Here is a 20,349-nt window from a genome sequence, read left to right as displayed (position 1 = left end):
GGACTATGATCCCCGACAACTGACAGCTTCCCGGAGTCGGTGCACCTATCGTCGGTGGTGACCTTCTGCGTGGTCGGGAGGACACATCGATGAGCGGAACCCGTGGCCCACGCCGTGGCCCGGTTGTTTGCTGGACCTATCGGCCAGTGGGGTCGACGCCTCCGCCGTGACGGGCCCATGGTGACCAAACTGGAGTCTCCGGAGTTCGCCGACGTCGTCGCCTTCTTGGTGTCGGCCGCTCAGCAGGTGTCCGGTCTGGTGGTCGAGGGCGAGCCGGGAATCGGCAAGACGACGTTGTGGGGCGCCACCATTGAGCAGGCCCGAAACCAAGGGTTCCGGGTGTTGTCGGCGCGCGCGGGGTCGGCCGAGGTGGTGCTCACTCTCGCGGTGTTGGCGGACCTGTTCGGCGAAGTCGAGGCCGATGTGCTGACCGAGTTGCCGCAGGTCCAAAGTGTCGCGGTGGAAAGACTCATCGAGCAGGCCGGCGAAAGCCCCGCGACCAACGAACGGGTGCTGGGCTCGGCGTTCCTGACGGTGGTCGAGCGCCTCGCGACACATGCGCCGGTGCTAATCGCAATCGACGATGTGCAGTGGCTGGACGCGTCGAGCGAGGCCGCACTTTCGTTCGCGGTCCGGCGGCTCAAGGGAACGGTCGGGGTCCTGCTGACGGCGCGTTCGGATGCTGCCGGGCCTCAGGCAGCCTCGTGGTTGCAGTTGAGAAGAGCCGACGGCGTCGACCGGATTCGGGTGAGTCCGCTGACTCTGGGCGGTCTGCACGCGCTGTTCTCGGCCCGGCTGGGTCGATCGCTGCCCCGCCCGACAATGGTGCGGATCGCCGACATCTCCCGCGGCAACCCGTTCTACGCTCTCGAACTGGCGCGCACCATCGACGACCCTGCGGCCGGGATCGAGCCGATGCTGCCCGGTAGTTTGAGCGCGCTGGTGCGGGCCCGACTGGCCGGCCTGGAGGAGGACGTCGGCGCTGTGCTGCTTGCCGCGGCGACCGCCACGACGCCAACGGTCCAACTGCTGGCCCGGGCCACCGACATGGATGCCTCGCGTGTGGTCGAACTGCTCGATCAGGCCGAGGCCCGCGGCATCGTCCGCGTCGACTGCTCACGAATCCACTTCACCCACCCGCTCTTGGCCAGGGGCATATACACCGACGCCGGTCACGCCGCACGCCGCGCAGTGCACCGCAGGCTGGCCGAGGTCGTCGCCCAGCCCGACTTGCGCGCTCGCCATCTCGCGTTGTCCGCCGCGACCGCTGACCCCGAGTCGCTGGCGGCGCTGGACGCGGCCGCTGAGGCGACCCGCGTCCGGGGCGCACCCGCGGCAGCGGCCGAGTTGGTCGATCTTGCAATCAGGCTCGGCGGTGACACCACGCACCGCCGCATTCTGGCGGCCAGTTTGCACTTCCGGGCGGGCGATGTCCGACGTTCCCGCGCAGTCCTTGAGCCGGCCATCGCAACGCTTGAACCCAGCGCGCTCCGAGCCACCGCACTGAATCTGCTCGCCGCCACCCGGATCTACGACGACAGCTTCGTCGAAGCTGCCGAGTTGCTCGAGGGCGCGCTGGGCGAGGCGGAAGCCAATACGTCGCTGCTGGCCCAAACATATCTGGCCTTGTCGTTGGCTCAGGCCATGACGGGCAAGTTCAACGAGGCCGTGCACAGCGCTCAGAATGCCGTCACCCGCGCCGAAGAATGCGGTCACACCGGACTGATCAGCCAGACGCTGTCCTTCTGGGTGTCGCTGAAGTGTATGTACGGACTAGGCCTCGACGAGCCGAGTCTGCACCGCGCGCTGGCACTGGAAAGACTCGACAAGGACGTGCCGATCAGCTTTCGTGCGAGCGCGGCGAGCGCGCTGGTGCTGGCCTGGGTGGGGCGGCTCGAGGAAGCCCGCGCGCAGATGATCCGCGTGCGGCGGCACTGCCTCGAACGCGGCGCCGAGAGCGACATGATGTGGATCGCGAGCTACAGCACGCTCATCGACATCTGGTTGGGCCGCTTCGCCGATGCGGCGCTGCTCGCCGAGGACACCATCGAACGCGCCCAACAACTCGACGGTCTCAACATGATCGTCATCGCCAGGCTGGTCCGGACAGCGGTCGCGGCTTACACCGGAGCCGAGGAGCAAGCGCGCGCAGAGGCTAGCGAGGCCATCGAAGGCGCGCGGGAATGCGATGCCACCTACCTGACTGAGTGGCCGATCATGAGCTTGGGGTTCCTGGAGGTCTCACTTGGCAACTACGCCGAAGCGTTGTCGACTCTGCAGCCGCTGCTCGACAGTTTCGACACCACGCCGGGGACCGAGCTCATGACCTCGGCCTACCTTCCCGACGCCATCGAGGCGATGATCGCGCTGGGCCGGTCCAGCGACGCCGAACCGCTGATCGACGCCCTCGAACGCAACGGCAGCGACTTGGATCGCCCATGGATGCTGGCGGTCGGAGCCCGCTGCCGCGGAATGTGGCTGGCCGCGAAAGGTGACCTGGAGGCCGCCGACGATGCGGTGCGCCAGGCGATCAAGCACCATCGACGCTTACCCATGCCTTTCGAGCTGGCCCGGACCCAACTGCTGCTGGGCCAACTCGAGCGTCGGCAACGCCACCGCGAAGCCGGCGCCGCGACCCTGCGCAAGGCGCTGACGGCATTCGAGACTATGGGGACCCCGCTCTGGGCCGAGCGGGCGCGCACCGCACTCGCCCGCACGGCGCCGAGCCCGGGGTCCGTCCTCATCCCCTCCGAACAGCAGATCGCCGAGCTGGCCGCGTCGGGCATGAGCAATCAAGACATCGCCGCAACTCTGTTCATCAGCGCCAAGACCGTCGAGGCCAACCTGACTCGCATCTATCGCAAGCTCGAAATTCGGTCCCGGGCCCAACTGACTTCTCACCTGCAGACGCCATAGGGACGCCGCGAGGGAAATCCCTATTTCGCGGCACGCCCGACCGAACCTAACGTCCCGTGGGTGGTCAACTCGGCGTCCGAATCCCCGTGCTACCTCGCGGAGTGGTACGGGCCGAAGGTCACCAGACGGCCACTCGACGAAACCGTCGCCAGGCTCGGCACCGGGATCTCGGCTATCCGAGACGAGGGTTCGGCGGTGCGACTGCTGGTGGCGATGACGGCGCACGGCGACGAGGTGCTCTACAGCGTGTTCGCCGCGTCTTCGCCCGACATCGTCAGGCGAGCATGCGAGCGCGCGGGTTTCCCGGCCGAGCGGGTCACCGCGGGTATCGAAGCTCGTGTCCTGCCGAGCGGACCGTAGGACGGTACGACGATGCGATCGCCGAAGCCGATCAACTGCTCAGCGGGCCGGGGCGAGCCGCGAGGTATTGCCGGCACATCGAAATACGTTGTCAGGAACCAATTTTCAATCCAAGAATCCTCCGTTGCAGCGAAAACCCGCTGGGTCAGGGCAGATGAGGTGTGACAAATGGCAGATCACCCGTCGTCTCACGACGACTCAACACCCGAGAACACGTCTGAACAAGAGGTGACCCAAGCGTCGCCGACACAGTCGCAGCCCACCGTGCACCGCGACGAAGCCGACAGTGGCGCCCCAACCGAGATGATCGGACGGGTGAAAACCGGTCCTGGGCTCCGCGACCGCACCACCAGGCGGGTGCTCATGGTCTCCGCCGCCGTCGTCCTCGTCGCGACCTTGGCCTTCGGCCTCACCCAGATCATTCGGAAGGATGCGCCACCTGTGGTCGAGGAGACCGCTGCGGCCGAGGTGTTCCTGGAACCGGCCGACTCAGCCGGTGACAGCCCCTTCGCTCCGACATCATTCGCGACAGCGCAGCCCGACCCGACCACTCCCGGCACTGACCCGCTCGGGCCGCCTCCGGCAGCGCCGCCCCCTGCGCCGGACGGCCAGGCCGCGCCGATGACACTGCGCACGGCCAACGGCGACCTGCCGGGCCTATACGGCGGCACGCTCGACACGACGACGTGTGACGTCGAGCTGATGATCAACTATCTCGATGCGAATCAGAACAAGGCCAAGGCATGGGCAAGCGTGCACCGCGTCGCACCGAACCAGATCAGGGCCTACGTCACCGAGCTCACGCCCGTGCTGCTGCGAACCGACACTCGCGTCACCGACCACGGATACATCGAGGTGGCACAGGCGATTCCGCGGCAAGCGGTGCTGCAGGCCGGAACCGCGGTGCTCGTCGACAAGTACGGCTCGCCGCGCGCGCGCTGTATCTCCGGCAGCCCGTTGCTGGACCCGATAGCGGTAACAACCCCTGCGCCCCGGCGCGCGGGCAACGCGCCCGTTCCGCCCCCGGCTCGGCCCGCCTGGAACGCGGCCGTTCCGCCTCCGGCCCGGCCCGGGGCGCCCGTGGCAGTTCAGCCAGTGGCCGCGCCTGCACGTGCCCGGGTCGTTTTCGTCGGTCCGCGGTGGCCCCGCTTCGACCCGCTGACGATCGTGGTGATCAGGCGAGTCGCCAGAGCCATCGAGTGGTTCCTGCTGTGGGATTTCCGCCGGGGGACGTTGTTCGCCCGCCGGATCGGCAACCTGATCCGCGACATCGCCAACCTCTTCGACCCGCGCCTCGCAAGGATTGTTCCGGCGAACCTTCTCGCGAACCTGCGGGCCGGCAGGCCGGCGCTGGTTCCGCCACCGCTGCAACCGCCTTTGCCACGAGGTCCCGCGCGCCAGGCCCCAGGCGCACCAGCCCCGGCCGCACCGGCCCCAGGCGCACCAGCCCCGGCCGTGCCGGCTCCGGGTCAGGCACCGGCCGCGCCGGCTCCGGGTCAGGCACCGGCCGCGCCGGCTCCGGGTCAGGCACCGGCGGCGCCGCAGGGACCCGCGCCCGCGCCCCAGGCCCCGCAAGCACCCGCACCGGTGCAGCAGCCTGCAGCGCCACCGGTCGCTCCACCCCCGGTATTCGTCGACGACGGTCCGGTATCGGTTCCGCCTCCGCTCGTCGACAGCTGGGATGAACCGCCGGTCGCGGACCCGGGGATCTCCGGTGGGCATCCCGAAGGGATAGTTCCGCAACAGCCGATGCCCGCCGGCGACATGCCCGAGCACCAACCGCAGATCGCCGACAGCACGCCGTCCGATGGCGGCTACGCACCCGGCCACGTCTCGGAGGACCCGGGCGTATACGTACCGCCCGTGGACGGCTCGAACACCAATCCCGACTATCCGGAGTTGCCGGCGCCGAGTTCGGGCGGGCACGATACGGCGCCGATCCAGGACGCCCCAGCCGAGATCCCGCAGGACACCGGCTCGTATGACGATCCCGGATATCAGCAGCCCCTGGCACCGGATTCGGGCGGGCATGAAACCGCGCCCATCCAGGACGCCCCGGCCGAGCTTCCGCAAGATTCCGGCGGTTACACATCGCCCGACTACGGCAGCCTGCCCGGTGCTTCCGACAGCGGTGGCGACCCGGGTGGCAGCCTGCAGTGCGATCCGGTTCTCAATCCGTGTTAGAGATCAGCAACCCGGCAACCGGGCGGCCAGGTATTCGCTCACATTGTCGAGGGCGACCCGGTCCTGGGTCATCGCGTCGCGCTCGCGGATCGTGACGGCCTGGTCCTCGAGTGAGTCGAAATCGACCGTCACGCAGAACGGGGTGCCGATCTCGTCCTGGCGACGGTAGCGCCGACCGATCGCGCCGGCGTCGTCGAAGTCGACATTCCAGTACTTGCGCAGTTCCGCCGCGAGGTCGCGAGCCTTCGGCGACAGCGCCTCGTTGCGCGAAAGCGGCAGCACCGCGGCTTTGACCGGCGCGAGGCGCGGATCCAACCGCAGCACCGTGCGCTTGTCGACGCCGCCCTTGGCATTGGGTGCCTCGTCCTCGGCGTAGGCATCGACCAGAAACGCCATGAACGACCGCGTCAGCCCGGCCGCCGGCTCGATGACGAACGGCACGTAGCGCGTGTCGTTGGCCTGGTCGTAGTACGACAGGTCGACACCGGAATGCTTTGCGTGGGTGGACAAGTCGAAGTCGGTGCGGTTGGCTATGCCCTCGAGCTCCCCCCACGGGTTTCCCTGGAAGCCGAACTTGTACTCGATGTCGACCGTGCGCTCGGAGTAGTGCGACAGCTTCTCCTTCGGGTGCTCGTAGAGCCGGAGGTTGTCGCGGTCGATGCCGAGTTCGACGTACCACTGCAACCGCTCGTCGATCCAGTACTGGTGCCATTCGCGGGCGGTCGACGGCTCGACGAAGAACTCCATCTCCATCTGCTCGAACTCCCGCGTCCGGAAGATGAAGTTGCCCGGCGTGATCTCGTTGCGGAAGCTCTTACCCGTCTGGGCGATCCCGAACGGCGGCTTCTTGCGTTGCGTGGTAACCACATTGGTGAAGTTGACGAAGATGCCCTGCGCGGTCTCGGGCCGCAGGTAATGCAACCCCTCCTCGGTCTCGATCGGCCCGAGGTAGGTCTTGAGCATCATGTTGAAGTCGCGCGGTTCGGTCCACTGCCCCTTGGTGCCGCAGTCCGGGCAGGCGATCTCGGTCATCGCCACGGACTCGGGATCGGCGATCCCCTTCTTCTCCGCATACGCCTCCTGCATGTGGTCCTGCCGATGACGCTTGTGGCAGTTGAGGCACTCGACCAGCGGATCATGGAACACGTCGAGATGCCCCGACGCCACCCACACCTCGCGGGGCAGGATGATCGCCGAGTCGAGGCCGACGACGTCGTCGCGGCTGGTAACCACGGACCGCCACCACTGGCGCTTGATGTTCTCTTTGAGTTCCACCCCGAGCGGGCCGTAATCCCATGCCGACCTGGTGCCGCCGTAGATCTCCCCGGATTGGTAGACCAGACCGCGCCGCTTGGCCAGGTTCGCCACGGTATCGATGATCGCGGAAGAGTGAGCCACGACTGGACAGCCTAGCGATCCCGCTCAGCGGCGTTGACATGCGTACAAGCGCATGTATCGTTGGCCGTAATGAAAACCGTTTCCAGTTTGGCTGGCGGGCTGCCCGGCACCGCGGAGGACTCGCACGCACACAGCGGCGCACCGTTTCCCGAGCTGCCGCCGCGCGATGTGCTCGACACCTCCGGCGACCTGCTGCGGGCGCTGGCCGCGCCGGTGCGGATCGCGATCGTCCTGCAGTTGCGGGAGTCGGCGCGCTGCGTGCACGAACTCGTCGACGCGCTGGCGGTGCCCCAGCCGTTGGTGAGCCAGCATCTGCGGATCCTCAAGGCAGCGGGCGTGGTTTCCGGCGAGCGGTCCGGACGCGAAGTGATGTACCGCCTCGTCGATCATCACCTCGCCGACATCGTCGTCGCAGCGGTGACACACGCTGCCGAGGCCGGCGAATGAGCGTGACGAAACTCCGGTCGACCCGTCAGCGCGCGGCGATCGCGGCACTGCTGGAGAACCTCGACGAGTTCCGGTCGGCCCAGGAGTTGCACGACGAGCTGCGGCGGCGCGGCGAGGGCATCGGGCTGACCACCGTCTACCGCACCCTGCAGCAGATGGCGGCCGCGGGCGTCGTCGACACGTTGCGCACCGACACCGGCGAGTCGGTGTACCGGCACTGCTCAGAGGATCACCATCACCACCTGGTGTGCCGGGCGTGCGGTTCCACCGTGGAGATCCAGGGTGGAGATGTCGAAACCTGGGCCGCCGACATCGCTCACGAACACGGGTTCTCCGATGTCAGCCACACGATCGAAATCTTCGGTGTCTGCGGCGGCTGCGCGTCGGGGAACGGTTCAGCCGACTAACGCCCGACGAACCTCGGCGCCGGTGGCGAGCACCATGAGTATCAGCGTCCGCAGCGCATCGTCGGTCAGGCCCGCGGCGGGAAAGTTGTAGCGCAGCAGCACATCCGCGGACTTCTTGGAGTTGCGCCTGGCCCCCGCGGCGACCTGTTTGTCGCCACTCTTGGCCGCCAGCGACACCGTGCCCAGCAGCGTGTTGTGCGCGTGTTCGGCGACCGAGGCCCGCAGCTTGGCGTCCAACGGCAGGTCCCAGGCCAGAATCTGGGTGAGCGACACCAGCTCGAGACCCTCGGCGACCGGAACCGTGCGCAAGGAGGCGAACGTCTCGTCATGATGGACGGTGACCGCCCCGTCGTCCTCCCGGGTCACCGGGAGCACACCCTCGAGGATGTCGCCCAGCCGCTCCTGCAGCCCCATCACGCTCTGCCGCTCGGATACATCATTCGGCTCTGCCGAAGCGCCGGTTGCGGTTGACGTACTCCTCGCACGCCGCCCACAGATCGCGGCGGTCGTAGTCCGGCCACAACTTGTCCTGAAACACGAACTCAGCGTAGGCCGCCTGCCACAGCAGGAAGTTGCTGGCTCGCTGCTCCCCCGAGGTCCGGATGAACAGGTCGACGTCGGGGATGTCGGAGCGGTGCAGATGCTTGGCGAAGGTGGCTTCGCTGATGCGGTTCGGCTTGATCTTGCCGTCGACGGCCAACTGCGCGAGCTCGCGCGTCGCCTCGACGATCTCGGTGCGGCCGCCGTAGTTGACGCAGTAGTTGATCGTGATGACGTCGTTGCCGACGGTCATCTGCTCGGCGATATCGAACTCCTTGGTCACGCTGCGCCACATGCGTGGTCGCGAGCCGACCCAGCGCATCCGCACGCCCATGTCGTTGAGGTTCTCCCGGCGACGGCGCACCACTTCCCGGTTGAACCCCATCAGAAACCGCACCTCCTCGCTGCTGCGGTTCCAGTTCTCGGTGGAGAACGCGTACACCGTTAGGTGCTTGATACCGATTTCGATTGCGCCGCAAGTGATGTCGATGAGTACAGCCTCCCCCATCTTGTGCCCCTCGGTGCGGTGCAGGCCACGCTGGGTGGCCCAGCGCCCGTTGCCGTCCATGACGACGGCGACGTGCTTGGGCACCTGGTCGGCCGGGATCCGCGGCGCGGCTGCCTTCGAGGTGTGCTGGGGCGGGCGGGCGAACCGGCCGTTGGTGCCCGCGGGAATTTCGGGAAAGACGACGGGCCACGTCGACTTGTCGGGAAACGTCGGGTAGTCGTCAGGCGCCGGGGGCAGCTGTGGGTAGGTCCCCTGGGCCTTCCTCCTCCGCCCAGCCCGTTCGGTTGCCATGTGCCACATCATTCCCGACCAGCGACACATGCTGGTCGGCAGCCACCGAGGTGCGGTGATCGGCCAGGGTTCTGTCCACCCGGTACACCCGCTCGACCAGCGGCAACGTCCGTAGCTGGCGTTCCAGATGCCACTGCAGATGCGCGGCCACCAAACCGCTGGCCTGGCTGCGGTGCGACGCGTTCGACGTCTGGGCGTAGTCCCAGTCCCCGTCGTGCAGGGCGGTCATCAGGTCCAGCACACCCTGAGGCGGCGTCACCGACCCGGACGGCCGGCAGTGCACGCATACGCTGCCACCGGCCGCCACGTGGAAGGCCCGGTGTGGACCCGGTGCAGCGCAGCGGGCGCATTCGGTCAGCGCCGGGGCCCATCCGGCGATCCCCATGGCCCGCAACAAGTACGCGTCCAACACGAGCTCGCGGGGCCGACCGCCGTCGGCCACCGCCCGCAACGCGGCCACCGTCAGCCGGTGCAGCGCGGGCATCGGGGCGCGTTCCTCACCGGCCAGACGTTCGGCGGTCTCCAGCACAGCGCACGCGCAGGTGTAGCGGCCGTAGTCGCTGACGATGTCGGTGGCGAACGCGTCGATGGCCTGCACCTGGGTGACGATGTCGAGGTTGCGGCCCGGATGCAGCTGAACGTCGATGTGCGCGAACGGCTCCAGCCTGGCGCCGAACTTGCTGCGGGTGCGCCGCACCCCCTTGGCCACCGCCCGCACCAAGCCGTGCTCGCGGGTGAGAAGGGTCACGATCCGGTCGGCCTCGCCGAGCTTGTGCTGGCGCAGCACCACCGCCCGGTCCCTGTACAGCCGCATCGGTTCAGTCTCCCACTGCCGTCCGTCGATTCCGATCCGCACCGCCGATATCCTCGTACGTGATGGTCGAAAACGTGCGATTCCCCACCCTGACTCAACAGCTCTTCCAGCTCGCGAGCGGCTCGCTCACGTCGGTGGAACTGGTTGCGCGCTCGCTCGACGCCATCGCCGCAAGCCAGCCGGCGCTGAACGCCTTCCGGGTCGTGTTCACCGAGCGGGCACTGGCCGACGCCGCCCGCGCGGATCGCAAACGTGCGGCCGGCCAGGATCTTTCACGATATCCGCTCTTGGGTATCCCGATCGCGGTCAAGGACGACGTCGACGTCGCCGGGGTGCCGACCCGGTTCGGGGCCGACGGCAACATCCGCCCCGCCCACCAGGACGCGGAGGTGGTGCGGCGGCTGCGGGCGGCCGGCGCTGTCATCGTCGGCAAGACCAACACCTGCGAGCTGGGTCAGTGGCCGTTCACCAGCGGGCCGTCGTTCGGCCACACCCGCAACCCGTGGTCACGCGAGCACACCCCCGGCGGGTCGTCGGGAGGCAGCGCCGCGGCGGTGGCGGCCGGACTGGTGACCGCCGCGATCGGTTCCGACGGTGCGGGCAGCGTGCGCATCCCCGCCGCGTGGACACATCTGGTCGGAATCAAACCGCAGCGCGGCCGCATCTCGACGTGGCCACTGCCGGAGGCGTTCAACGGCATCACCGTCAACGGTGTGCTGGCGCGCACGGTCACCGACGCCGCACTGGTGCTCGACGCGGCGTCCGGCAACGTCCCCGGCGACCGCCACCAGCCGCCGCCGGTGACGGTCTCGGAGCACGTGGCGCAGGCGCCCGGCCCGCTGCGGATCGCGATGTCGGACCGGTTTCCGTTCACGATGTTCCGGGCCAGGCTGGACCCCGAGATCGAAGCCGCGATGGCCGTCGTCGCCACCCAACTGGAGGACCTCGGGCACAGCGTCTTCGCAGCCCACCCCGACTACAGCCTCGAGATGTCATGGAACTTCCTGGCCCGGTCGACGTCGGGACTGCTCGACTGGGCCGACCGGCTCGGTCACGACGTGACCTTCGACAAGCGGACCAGGGCGAACATGCTCACGGGACGGCTGCTGTCCGAGCACGTGCTGCGGAAAGCCCGCGCCCGCGAGGCCCGCGCGCACCGCCGCATCGGCTACATCTTCAACATCGCCGACGTGGTGGTGGCGCCGACGACCGCGCAACCGCCGCCGAAGGTGCACGACTTCGATCACCTCGGTGGGCTGGCCACCGATCGCACGATGATCAAGGCCTGCCCGGTCACCTGGCCGTGGAATCTGCTGGGGTGGCCCTCGATCAACGTGCCCGCCGGGCTCACCTCCGACGGCCTGCCGATCGGCGTGCAGCTGATGGGACCGGCGCACAGTGAACCGTTGCTGGTCTCGCTGGCCGCGGAGTTGGAGGCGATCAACGGCTGGACGATGCGCCAGCCGGAGCCGTGGTGGCTCCCCGAACCGGCGCCCGACCCTGAGCCGAAGGCCTCCGGCGAACCCGTAACGAGTCCCGACCGGCCAAAACCCCAGGACGTCTCCGACGAGGTCGCGTAAAGTCTCCCGGCATGAGAGCGCTTCGCTACGCCTGTGCAGTTTCGGCTCTGGCCATGGTGGGTGGCGCGATCGCCGGCACTCCGGCCGCCGCCGCGGACAACAAGCGGCTCAACGATGGCGTGGTGGCCAACGTCTACACCGTGCAACGGCAGGCCGGCTGCGACACCGACATCAAGATCAATCCCAAGTTGCGGCTGGCCGCCGAGTGGCACACCAACGACGTGCTCAACAACCGCGCGCTGAACGCCGACATCGGGTCGGACGGGTCGACCACCGCCGACCGAGCGCGCAACGCCGGCTATGCGGGCGCGGTCGCCGAGACCGTCGCGATCAACCCGGCGTTGGCGATCAGCGGCATCGAGCTGATCAACCAGTGGTATCACCGGCCTGACTACAAGGCGATCATGGCCGACTGCTCCAACGTCGACATCGGCGTCTGGTCGGCGAACTCACTGGACCGCACGGTGGTGGTGGCCGTCTACGGCAAGGGTGACGGCGCCCCGCCGGCGCACGGGCCCGACCGGCCGTTCGGGCAGCCGGGCTCGGGCGCCCAGAACTGACGCGCTAGAAGCCCAGCCGGCCCAGCTGTTTCGGGTCGCGCTGCCAGTTCTTGGCGATTTTCACCCGCAGGTCGAGATAGACCTTGGTGCCCAGCAGCTTTTCGATCTGCTTGCGCGCGGCGGTGCCGACCTCACGCAGCCTGACGCCGCCTCTGCCGATGACGATGCCCTTCTGGCTTTCCCGTTCGACGTAGAGGATGGCGTGCACGTCAATCAGCTCACCTTGTTCCGGCGAGCGGCCCTCCCGCGGGGTGACCTCCTCGATGACGACGGCCAGCGAGTGCGGTAGTTCGTCGCGAACACCTTCGAGCGCGGCCTCCCGGATCAACTCTGCCATCAGCGTTTCCTCGGGCTCGTCGGTGAGTTCCCCGTCGGGGTAGAACGCCGGCCCGGGTGGCAGCTCGGCGGCCAGCACGTCGACGAGCACGTCGAGGTTGTCCGCGGCCGTCGCCGACACCGGAACGATCTCCGCGTCGGGGCCGACCAACTCGCTCACCGCAACCAGTTGTGCAGCGACGCGGTCCTTGGGCACCTTGTCGATCTTGGTGACGATCGCGACCAGCGCGGTGTTGGGCGCCACGGCGCGGATCTGGTCGTGGATCCAGCGGTCGCCGGGGCCGATCTTCTCGTCGGCGGGGATGCACCACCCGATGACGTCGACCTCGGAGTAGGTGTCCTTCACCAGATCGTTGAGCCGCTGCCCGAGCAACGTGCGGGGCCGGTGCAGACCCGGCGTGTCGACGAGGATGATCTGGAAGTTCTCTCGGTGCACGATCCCGCGGATGGTGTGGCGCGTGGTCTGCGGCCGGTTCGACGTGATTGCCACCTTCGCGCCGACCAACGCATTGGTCAGCGTGGACTTACCGGTGTTCGGCCGACCGACGAAGCAGACGAACCCCGAACGAAATTCGGTCATGGCAACCTCGTCGAATGTGAATCCTTGGCGATTTTTCGCCCGAGTCTCCGCCCTGGTTTCACATTGCGCGCCCGGATCGGTCGGTGACGATGATCGCCGCGTCCGGCGACAGTTCGCGGACCGCGGCGACGCCCCCGTCGTCGGAAGATCCACCGACCAGCACGGCGGCCTCCAGACCGGTCGCACCGCTGGACACCGCGGCGGCGACGGCGGCCTGGAGCGCGGTGAGGCCCAACGACTTCAATGTCACCGGAGCACCGGCATAGGTGCGGCCGTCGGCGTCGCGCACGGCGGCGCCACTGGCCGCCTCGACCCTGGCCATCGCGCCGCGCGCCAGCGTCACCAGCTTGGCGTCCTCGGCGTCGAGGTCACTCATCATCGTCGCTCTTCGCGAAAGTCTGGGTACGGCTGACCAAGACGGTGCCGATGCGCACCCGCCCGCGGTGGTCCGGTCCGCCTTCGGCCTGCAGCCGCAACCCGTCCCACATCACCTCGGCGCCCGGCAGCGGCACCCGGCCCAGTTCCAGCGCGACGAGGCCACCGACGGTGTCCACGTCGAAATCGTCGTCGAACTCGATGTCGTAGAGCTCGCCGAGATCCTCGATCGGCAACCGGGCCGATACGCGATAGCGGTCGTCTCCCAACGCTTCGACAGGCACCACTTCGCCGGCGTCGTACTCGTCGACGATCTCGCCGACGATCTCCTCGAGCACATCCTCGATGGTGACCAGGCCCGCGATGGCGCCGTATTCGTCGACCAGCAGGACCATGTGGACGCGGTCGCGCTGCATCTCGCGCAGCAGGGCGTCTAGCGGTTTGGAGTCCGGCACGAACACCGCGCGCCGCATGACATCGGAGACCTTGGTGCCGCGGCCGCCGTCGGTGGAGTAGTACGTCCGTTGGACAAGGTCTTTCAGATACACGACGCCGACCACGTCGTCGACGTTGTCTCCGATCACCGGGATGCGGGAGTGGCCACTGCGCACCGCCAGCGAGGTCGCCTGCCCGGCCGACTTGTCGCTCTCGATCCACACCATTTCCGTGCGCGGCACCATCACCTCACGAGCCGGGGTGTCGCCGAGTTCGAACACCGACTGGATCATCCGCCGTTCGTCGTCGGCCACCACACCGCGCTGCTGCGCCAGGTCGACCACCTCGCGTAGTTCGATCTCGGAGGCGAACGGGCCGTTGCGAAAGCCGCGACCCGGCGTCAGCGCGTTGCCGATCAACACCAGGAGCCGGCTCACCGGGGTGAGCACCACCGACGTCGCCTGCAGCGGAAGAGCGGCGAACAACGAGATCGAATAGGCGTTCTGCCTGCCGACCGTACGCGGACCGACGCCGATCACCACGAAGCTCACCACGGTCATGATCGCGGCCGCCGAGATCAAGCCCCAGCGGACACCGGTGTAGTCATCCAGATAGGCGGCCAGCAGCACCGTCGCGCTGACTTCGCACGCGATGCGAAGCAGCACAACGAGATTGATGTAGCGCGGCCGCTCGGCCATGATCTTGTGCAAGCGCACCGCACCGGGCCGCTCCTCGCGCACGAGTTCCTCGACGCGCGCGATGGACACGGTGCTGATCGCCGCGTCGATCGCCGCGAACAGCCCGCCGAACGCGACGAGCACGATCGCGAAGATCAGCTGTCCGACGCTGGTCACAGTTCGTCGAAGTATCGGGAGTTGTCGAGCAGCCTGCGCTCCTTCTCCGACTGCCGATCCAGGTGGTACGCCTCGACCTGGTCGGCCACCCACTCTTCGAGCAGTTGGCGCTGCAGCGTGAACATCTCTTTTTCCTCGGCGGGCTCGGCGTGGTCGTAGCCCAGCAGGTGCAGCACTCCGTGCACGGTGAGCAGCGCCAGTTCCTGGCCCAGCGAGTGGCCGGCCGCGGTGGCCTGCTCGGCGGCGAACTGCGGGCACAGCGCGATGTCACCCAACATGGCCGGCCCGGGTTCGGGGGCGTCGGGCCGCCCGCCGGGCTCGAGTTCGTCCATCGGAAAGCTCATCACGTCGGTGGGGCCGGGCAGGTCCATCCACCGCATGTGCAGGTCGGCCATCGCCGCGGTGTCGAGCAGCACCATCGACAGTTCGGCCGCGGGGTTGACCTTCATCTTGCGGATGACGAAGCGGGCGACGCTGATCAGTTCCTCTTCGGAGACGTCGATACCCGACTCGTTGGACACCTCGATGCTCATATCGACCGCTACCGTCGGGGCCGGCCGCCGCCGGAGGCGCGTCGCTGCGCCCGGTTCAGCTGCGCCGGCTCTTCTTGTCGGGCATAGGCGTCGACGATCTCCGACACCAACCGGTGCCGTACCACGTCGGCACTGGTGAGCTCGGCGAAGTGGATGTCGTCGATCCCGTCGAGGATGCGCATCGCGGCATGTAGTCCCGAAGTGGCTCCACCGGGCAGGTCGACCTGCGTGATGTCGCCTGTGACAACAATTTTCGAGTTGAAGCCGAGGCGGGTCAAGAACATCTTCATCTGCTCGCCGGTGGTGTTCTGCGCCTCGTCGAGAATGATGAACGCATCGTTCAACGTTCTGCCGCGCATATACCCCAACGGCGCGACCTCGATCACCCCGGCGCTCATCAGCTTTGGGATCAGCTCGGGATCCATCATGTCGTGCAGCGCGTCGTAGAGCGGCCGCAGATACGGGTCGATCTTCTCGCTCAGTGTGCCGGGCAGAAAGCCGAGCCGCTCCCCCGCCTCGACGGCCGGCCGGGTGAGGATGATCCGCGACACCTGCTTGGACTGTAAGGCGTTGACCGCCTTGGCCATCGCCAGATACGTCTTGCCGGTACCCGCGGGGCCGATACCGAACACGATGGTGTGCGCGTCGATCGCGTCGACGTAGCGCTTCTGGTTCAACGTCTTCGGCCGGATCGTCTTGCCGCGCCGCGACAGGATGTCGAGCGTGAGCACCTCGGCGGGCGACTCGTTACCGGTTCCGGTGAGCATTCCCACGCTGTGGCGCACGACGTCCGGGGTCAGCGACTGGCCGTTGGCCACGATCGCGATCAGTTCGGAAATCACCCGTTCGGCCAAAGCGACGTCCGCCGGTTCACCCGAGAGGGTGAGTTCGTTGCCGCGCGCATGGATATCGGCGGCCAGTACGCGTTCGAGCGCGCGCAGGTTCTCGTCGGCGGAACCCAGGAGGCCCACGACGAGGTCGGGCGGAACATTAATGCTGCTGCGTACCGACTCAGAAGGCTGATCAGCCTGCGACGGGTCAGCGGTCGTCTCGCGGGGCGTCAAGAGGGTTCAGTGCCTGCTTTCTGGATCCTTGCCTGGTCATGCCGTGCTCTCACAGTTTACCGCTGGTCAGCGAACACGACCCAATGGTTAACCCCGGCACAGTAGCTCGTTGGCGGGCAGGTCCTTGTTCAGCACCTTGTTCGCCTGCTCGACACCCGTCACAGGCAGGACCGTCATGTCGATCAGTGCCACCTGAGCCAGCAGCGAAGCCTGATCCCAATAGATCCGCTCGAAGGCCACCTTCTCACCGTCGAAGCCCATGACCACCACCACCGGCAGACGCACTGGCCGTCCCGTGGGCGCCACCCCGGGCAGGAAGGTGTCCATCACGACGTCGTGGGTGAAGCTCATGATCATCTCGTCGACGACCTTGTCCGTGCCGACGGTACGGCTCACCGGGATGATCTCGGTGTCGTCGGGCCAGTGCCCGATGAAGTGCGCGCCGTAGAACTCGGCCACCGCCTGCCGGCCCACCCCGCCCATCATCGTGGGCACGTGATTGACGAAGGGGTCGGCAGTCATCGTCGCCATGGTGGCGGCAAGGTCCTTCGCCACGAACTCGTCGGCGACGTGTTCGTCGAAAATTGCGCCGAGATCAAATGTCTTGCTCATAGCGGTCACGCTATTCCCAACGCGGCGTCAATACACCCAGAGCGCCAAGCGCGACGGCGGCCGCGGTCGAGGTGCGCAGCACCGTGGGCCCCAGCCGCACCGCTGTCGCGCCCGCGTCGGACAGCGCGGCGAGCTCGTCGCCGGCGATTCCGCCCTCCGGCCCTACCACCAACGTCACCGAATCGGCCTCGGCCACCGGCATGTCGGCCAGGGGTTGCCTCGCCGACTCGTGCAGCACGAGCACCACGGACTTCCCGTCACGAAGCCCGGCGACCAACTCGGTCGTCGACAGCGGGCCGCTGACCCCGGGAATGCGGGCCCGGCGTGATTGTCGGGCCGCCGACCGGGCCACCGCGCTCCACCGACGCAGACCCTTGTCAACCTTGGCCGCGGACTCCCACCGCGCCACACATCGTGACGCCTGCCAGGCGACGAGCGCATCGGCCCCCGCCTCGGTGGCCAGTTCGATCGCCAACTCCGAGCGGTCGGACTTCGGCAGCGCCTGCACGACGGTGACGGTCGGTGACGGCTCTGGTACGAAACGGCGCTCCAGCACCCGCGCCGTCAACCTGCCCTTCCCGACCTCGTCGACCTGGCATCGGGCCAGCTCCCCGGCGCCGTCGCTGAGCTGCAGCCGCTCGCCCCGCCGGATACGGCGCACGTTGGCCGCGTGGAAGCCTTCGTCGCCGTCGACCACAGCGAGCTCGCCGACTCCGGGCAGCGCGTCGACGTAGAAAAGCGCGTCGGTCACGGCTCGTACGCCCGAAATTGCAGTGAGGGTCGTTGATCGCTGTCCGATACAGCCCTGAGCGCAATCTCGCGCATAGGCTTCGGCACAGGTACCGCCCGATCAGCGGCCGCTGAAGGTCTCACGCAGCCGGCTGAACAGGCCGCCGCCGGCGGCGGAGGCCGCCTGCGTGGAGCGCACCTCGGGTACGTCGCGCGCCCGATTCTCCTTCAGTTTGCGCAGCAACTCGGTGTCCTCGTTGTCCAGCCGCGACGGCACCACGACGTCGATATGCGCGTGCAGATCGCCCCGCACCCCGGAACGCAGATGCGGCATGCCGTGCCCGCGCAGCGAGACCACCGCACCCGGCTGAGTGCCCGACGGGATCGTGATCTCAATCGGTCCGTCGAGGATCGCGTCGACCGTCACCGTGGTGCCCAGCGCCGCGTCGACCATGGGCACCGAGATCGTGCAGCGGAGGTCGTCGCCGTCGCGCAGGAAGGTGGCGTGCGGCTGCTCGTGCACCTCGACGTACAGGTCGCCGGCTGGTCCGCCACCTGGGCCGACCTCGCCCTGGGCGGCCAACCGCACCCGCATACCGTTGCCGACACCGGCGGGGATCTTCACGCTGATCTCCCGCCGGGAACGCACGCGGCCGTCGCCGCCGCAGCGATGGCATGGATCGGGAATGACCTCGCCGACGCCGCCGCACACCGGGCACGGCCGCGACGTCATCACCTGGCCCAGCAGCGAGCGCTGCACCGTCTGGATCTCGCCGCGGCCCCCGCAGGTGTCGCAGGTGACCGGGCTGGAGTTGCCGTGGGTGCCCTTGCCGTGGCAGAGGTCGCACAGCACCGCGGTGTCGACGGTCACCTGTTTGGTCACGCCCGTCGCGCACTCCGATAGGTCCAGGCGCATCCGCAACAGCGAGTCCGAACCCGGCCGCACCCGACCGACCGGACTGCGGGTGGTGCCGCCGCCGCCGAAGAACGCCTCGAAGACGTCGCCCAACCCGCCGAAACCCGAGAAGCCGTTGCCGGCGCCGGCCGCCGATGCCAGCGGATCGCCGCCGAGGTCGACGATGCGGCGCTTCTCCGGATCGCTGAGCACCTCGTAGGCGGCGCTGATGTCCTTGAACCGCGCCTGGGCCTCTTCGTCGGGGTTGATGTCGGGATGCAGTTCGCGCGCCAGCTTGCGATATGCGCGCTTGATCTCCGCATCCGTCGCGCCTTTGCTCACTCCGAGCAGCCCGTAATAGTCGCGTGCCACGCTGACCTTGCCTGACCTTCCTGGTTAACCGTTCCGGTTTACCGGGTGCCTAAGACTTCCCCGATATAGAGAGCAACCGCAGCGACATTAGCGATAGTTCCCGGATAGTCCATTCTGGTGGGCCCGAGTACCCCCATGCCGCCGTACACCTTGCCCGACCTTCCGTACGTCGTGGTGACCACCGAGGTGCCCGCCATCTCCTCGGCCTCGGTTTCGTGGCCGATGCGCACGGTCACCTTGCCGGCCTCCTGCTGCGCCGCCAGCAACCGCAGCACCACCACCTGCTCCTCGAGCGCCTCGAGCACCGACCGCAGCGAACCACCGAAGTCCGCGGTGTTGCGGGTGAGGTTGGCGGTGCCGCCCAGCAGCAGTCGCTCCTCGCGGTGTTCGACGAGCGTCTCGACCAGCACGGTCGCCGACCGGCCGACCGCATCGGCGAGCCCACCCTGCCCGTCGAGGTGTGACGCCAGATCCGACACCGCGATCGACGCGGCAGCCAGGGGTTTGCCCTCGAGAGCCTGCCCGAGCAGGTCGCGCAGCTTGGTCACGTCGTGTTCGTCGAGCGCGTCGCCGAGTTCGACCATGCGCTGGTCGACCCGGCCGGTGTCGGTGATCACCACCAGCAGCAGCTTGGCCGGGGTCAGCGCGACCACCTCCAGATGGCGGATCGTCGATGTCGACAGGGTCGGGTACTGCACGATCGCCACCTGCCGCGTCAGCTGGGCGAGTAGCCGCACGGCGCGGCGCAGCACGTCGTCCAGGTCGACGCCGGACTCCAGGAACGACACGATCGCGCGGCGCTCCGACGAGGACAACGGTTTGACCTCGTCGATCCGGTCGACGAACTCGCGGTACCCCTTCTCGGTGGGGATCCGGCCGGAGCTGGTGTGGGGCTGGGTGATGTAGCCCTCGGCTTCCAGCACCGCCATGTCGTTGCGCACGGTCGCGCTGGACACACCGAGGTTGTGCCGCTCGACCAGTGTCTTCGATCCGATCGGCTCCTGGGTGGCAACGAAGTCGGCGACGATCGCGCGCAACACCTCGAACCTGCGGTCGTCGGCGCTACCCATGTCTGTTCACCCACCTCTCGAATCGCGTTTGACCCATTTTACGGTCACCAGCAGCGGCGATAGCGCCCGAGCGGCTTTCCGGTCTGGACGCGAGCGCGGTGCACTAGCCTTGCTACGTGTTGCCATCGTGATATCAAGCCCCGGGGGGACGACGCGGAGGACGTTGGTCCCATGATTTTCAAGGGTGTCAGGGAGGGCAGGCCCTACCCCGACCACGGATTGACATATCGCCAGTGGGCGCAGATCCCGCCGTGTCAGATCCGGCTCGACGAGTTGGTCACCACCACCACGGTGCTCGCGCTGGACCGGTTGCTTTCGGAGGACTCGACGTTCTACGGCGACCTCTTCCCGCACGCGGTGAGATGGAAGGGAATCGTCTACCTCGAGGACGGGCTGCACCGTGCGGTACGGGCCGCGCTGCGCAACCGCACCGTGTTGCATGCGCGCGTGTTCGACATGGACGTCCCATTGGCCCAGCGGGTCTAGCAG

At 67.8% G+C, this 20,349-nt stretch carries 21 protein-coding genes; 8 read left to right on the top strand and 13 right to left on the bottom strand.

Going from position 1 to position 20,349, the window contains the following annotated elements; genetic code table 11:
- Positions 1-180 precede the first annotated feature (180 nt).
- The 3 genes from QGN32_RS20830 to QGN32_RS20820 all read left to right on the top strand — a co-directional run bounded on the left by QGN32_RS20830 (position 181) and on the right by QGN32_RS20820 (position 5,460).
- Positions 181-2,916, top strand: coding sequence for a helix-turn-helix transcriptional regulator (locus QGN32_RS20830; protein ID WP_442791739.1), 2,736 nt, complete (start codon positions 181-183; stop codon positions 2,914-2,916).
- A 60-nt stretch (positions 2,917-2,976) separates the two neighbouring features.
- On the top strand, positions 2,977-3,276 hold the full coding sequence (locus QGN32_RS20825) for a hypothetical protein (protein WP_326546146.1): 300 nt from the start codon (positions 2,977-2,979) through the stop codon (positions 3,274-3,276).
- Positions 3,277-3,444: 168 nt separating this feature from the next.
- Positions 3,445-5,460, top strand: coding sequence for a DUF6777 domain-containing protein (locus QGN32_RS20820; RefSeq protein ID WP_326546145.1), 2,016 nt, complete (start codon positions 3,445-3,447; stop codon positions 5,458-5,460).
- Between the two features lie 3 nt (positions 5,461-5,463).
- Here QGN32_RS20820 and QGN32_RS20815 read toward each other — a convergent pair whose 3' ends face one another.
- Entirely contained in the window at positions 5,464-6,858 is a 1,395-nt protein-coding gene (locus tag QGN32_RS20815) for a glycine--tRNA ligase (RefSeq protein ID WP_326546144.1), read from the bottom strand.
- Between the two features lie 69 nt (positions 6,859-6,927).
- Here QGN32_RS20815 and QGN32_RS20810 point away from each other — a divergent pair, with 69 nt between their 5' ends.
- Together QGN32_RS20810 and QGN32_RS20805 are read left to right on the top strand one after the other, a co-directional pair.
- Positions 6,928-7,305: an ArsR/SmtB family transcription factor gene (locus QGN32_RS20810; protein WP_326546143.1), complete on the top strand. Its 378-nt coding sequence runs from the start codon at positions 6,928-6,930 to the stop codon at positions 7,303-7,305.
- Complete coding sequence (locus QGN32_RS20805; RefSeq protein WP_326546142.1) at positions 7,302-7,712, top strand: Fur family transcriptional regulator; 411 nt, start codon at positions 7,302-7,304, stop codon at positions 7,710-7,712. The genes QGN32_RS20810 and QGN32_RS20805 overlap by 4 nt, the downstream gene beginning before the upstream one ends.
- On the opposite strand, the gene QGN32_RS20800 is transcribed toward QGN32_RS20805, so the two are convergent.
- From QGN32_RS20800 to recO, 3 genes are read right to left on the bottom strand one after another with little or no spacing between them, the layout of a single operon-like run.
- The gene (locus tag QGN32_RS20800; protein ID WP_326549186.1) at positions 7,701-8,126 is read right to left on the bottom strand and encodes a hypothetical protein; all 426 of its coding nucleotides are present in this window, start codon (positions 8,124-8,126) and stop codon (positions 7,701-7,703) included. The two genes, QGN32_RS20805 and QGN32_RS20800, sit on opposite strands and share 12 nt — an antisense overlap.
- A 22-nt stretch (positions 8,127-8,148) precedes the next feature.
- Positions 8,149-9,051 carry a decaprenyl diphosphate synthase gene (locus tag QGN32_RS20795; RefSeq protein WP_326546141.1) on the bottom strand — a complete coding sequence of 301 codons (903 nt, stop codon included), beginning with the start codon at positions 9,049-9,051 and terminating at the stop codon, positions 8,149-8,151.
- Entirely contained in the window at positions 8,981-9,865 is an 885-nt protein-coding gene (recO, locus tag QGN32_RS20790; RefSeq protein ID WP_326549185.1) for a DNA repair protein RecO, read from the bottom strand. The genes QGN32_RS20795 and recO overlap by 71 nt, the downstream gene beginning before the upstream one ends.
- Positions 9,866-9,927: 62 nt before the next feature.
- Between recO and QGN32_RS20785 the strand changes: the two genes are divergently transcribed.
- Both QGN32_RS20785 and QGN32_RS20780 read left to right on the top strand, forming a co-directional pair.
- On the top strand, positions 9,928-11,445 hold the full coding sequence (locus tag QGN32_RS20785; RefSeq protein WP_326546140.1) for an amidase: 1,518 nt from the start codon (positions 9,928-9,930) through the stop codon (positions 11,443-11,445).
- Positions 11,446-11,456: 11 nt separating this feature from the next.
- Entirely contained in the window at positions 11,457-12,005 is a 549-nt protein-coding gene (locus QGN32_RS20780) for a CAP domain-containing protein (protein ID WP_326546139.1), read from the top strand.
- Between the two features lie 4 nt (positions 12,006-12,009).
- On the opposite strand, the gene era is transcribed toward QGN32_RS20780, so the two are convergent.
- The 9 genes from era to hrcA form a co-directional block, all read right to left on the bottom strand.
- Positions 12,010-12,921, bottom strand: a complete 912-nt coding sequence (gene era / locus QGN32_RS20775) for a GTPase Era (RefSeq protein ID WP_326546138.1) — start codon at positions 12,919-12,921, stop codon at positions 12,010-12,012.
- A gap of 58 nt (positions 12,922-12,979) precedes the next feature.
- A complete protein-coding gene (locus tag QGN32_RS20770; RefSeq protein WP_326546137.1) occupies positions 12,980-13,297 on the bottom strand; it encodes a cytidine deaminase-like protein in 318 nt (105 codons plus the stop codon).
- A complete protein-coding gene (locus QGN32_RS20765) occupies positions 13,290-14,585 on the bottom strand; it encodes a hemolysin family protein (protein WP_326546136.1) in 1,296 nt (431 codons plus the stop codon). The genes QGN32_RS20770 and QGN32_RS20765 overlap by 8 nt, the downstream gene beginning before the upstream one ends.
- A complete protein-coding gene (gene ybeY, locus QGN32_RS20760; RefSeq protein ID WP_326546135.1) occupies positions 14,582-15,118 on the bottom strand; it encodes an rRNA maturation RNase YbeY in 537 nt (178 codons plus the stop codon). Before ybeY ends, QGN32_RS20765 begins: the two co-directional genes overlap by 4 nt.
- Before the next feature lie 8 nt (positions 15,119-15,126).
- On the bottom strand, positions 15,127-16,182 hold the full coding sequence (locus tag QGN32_RS20755; RefSeq protein WP_326546134.1) for a PhoH family protein: 1,056 nt from the start codon (positions 16,180-16,182) through the stop codon (positions 15,127-15,129).
- An 87-nt stretch (positions 16,183-16,269) separates the two neighbouring features.
- Complete coding sequence (locus tag QGN32_RS20750) at positions 16,270-16,794, bottom strand: nuclear transport factor 2 family protein (RefSeq protein WP_326546133.1); 525 nt, start codon at positions 16,792-16,794, stop codon at positions 16,270-16,272.
- Between the two features lie 10 nt (positions 16,795-16,804).
- Positions 16,805-17,545, bottom strand: a complete 741-nt coding sequence (locus QGN32_RS20745; RefSeq protein WP_326546132.1) for a 16S rRNA (uracil(1498)-N(3))-methyltransferase — start codon at positions 17,543-17,545, stop codon at positions 16,805-16,807.
- Positions 17,546-17,644: 99 nt separating this feature from the next.
- A complete protein-coding gene (gene dnaJ, locus QGN32_RS20740) occupies positions 17,645-18,790 on the bottom strand; it encodes a molecular chaperone DnaJ (RefSeq protein ID WP_326546131.1) in 1,146 nt (381 codons plus the stop codon).
- Between the two features lie 38 nt (positions 18,791-18,828).
- Positions 18,829-19,860: a heat-inducible transcriptional repressor HrcA gene (gene hrcA, locus QGN32_RS20735; protein WP_326546130.1), complete on the bottom strand. Its 1,032-nt coding sequence runs from the start codon at positions 19,858-19,860 to the stop codon at positions 18,829-18,831.
- Between the two features lie 171 nt (positions 19,861-20,031).
- On the opposite strand from hrcA, the gene QGN32_RS20730 reads away from it, so the two are divergent.
- Complete coding sequence (locus tag QGN32_RS20730) at positions 20,032-20,346, top strand: type II toxin-antitoxin system VapB family antitoxin (protein WP_326546129.1); 315 nt, start codon at positions 20,032-20,034, stop codon at positions 20,344-20,346.
- The last annotated feature ends 3 nt before the right edge of the window (positions 20,347-20,349 follow it).

The organism is Mycolicibacterium sp. ND9-15 (assembly GCF_035918395.1).
Classification (GTDB): Bacteria; Actinomycetota; Actinomycetes; order Mycobacteriales; family Mycobacteriaceae; genus Mycobacterium.
The sequence above is the reverse complement of the archived record's forward strand: the minus strand, read 5'-3'. Positions and strand labels throughout refer to the sequence as shown.

What these genes read in the sequence shown, in the direction of transcription:
- QGN32_RS20820 (WP_326546145.1), top strand. Translation starts at nt 3,445, where the DNA reads ATGGCAGATCACCCGTCGTCTCACGACGACTCAACACCCGAGAACACG.
- QGN32_RS20810 (WP_326546143.1), top strand. Translation starts at nt 6,928, where the DNA reads ATGAAAACCGTTTCCAGTTTGGCTGGCGGGCTGCCCGGCACCGCGGAG.
- QGN32_RS20805 (WP_326546142.1), top strand. Translation starts at nt 7,302, where the DNA reads ATGAGCGTGACGAAACTCCGGTCGACCCGTCAGCGCGCGGCGATCGCG.
- QGN32_RS20800 (WP_326549186.1), bottom strand. Translation starts at nt 8,126, where the DNA reads ATGGGGCTGCAGGAGCGGCTGGGCGACATCCTCGAGGGTGTGCTCCCG.
- QGN32_RS20795 (WP_326546141.1), bottom strand. Translation starts at nt 9,051, where the DNA reads ATGGCAACCGAACGGGCTGGGCGGAGGAGGAAGGCCCAGGGGACCTAC.
- recO (WP_326549185.1), bottom strand. Translation starts at nt 9,865, where the DNA reads ATGCGGCTGTACAGGGACCGGGCGGTGGTGCTGCGCCAGCACAAGCTC.
- QGN32_RS20785 (WP_326546140.1), top strand. Translation starts at nt 9,928, where the DNA reads ATGGTCGAAAACGTGCGATTCCCCACCCTGACTCAACAGCTCTTCCAG.
- QGN32_RS20780 (WP_326546139.1), top strand. Translation starts at nt 11,457, where the DNA reads ATGAGAGCGCTTCGCTACGCCTGTGCAGTTTCGGCTCTGGCCATGGTG.
- era (WP_326546138.1), bottom strand. Translation starts at nt 12,921, where the DNA reads ATGACCGAATTTCGTTCGGGGTTCGTCTGCTTCGTCGGTCGGCCGAAC.
- QGN32_RS20770 (WP_326546137.1), bottom strand. Translation starts at nt 13,297, where the DNA reads ATGAGTGACCTCGACGCCGAGGACGCCAAGCTGGTGACGCTGGCGCGC.
- ybeY (WP_326546135.1), bottom strand. Translation starts at nt 15,118, where the DNA reads ATGAGCATCGAGGTGTCCAACGAGTCGGGTATCGACGTCTCCGAAGAG.
- QGN32_RS20750 (WP_326546133.1), bottom strand. Translation starts at nt 16,794, where the DNA reads ATGAGCAAGACATTTGATCTCGGCGCAATTTTCGACGAACACGTCGCC.
- hrcA (WP_326546130.1), bottom strand. Translation starts at nt 19,860, where the DNA reads ATGGGTAGCGCCGACGACCGCAGGTTCGAGGTGTTGCGCGCGATCGTC.
- QGN32_RS20730 (WP_326546129.1), top strand. Translation starts at nt 20,032, where the DNA reads ATGATTTTCAAGGGTGTCAGGGAGGGCAGGCCCTACCCCGACCACGGA.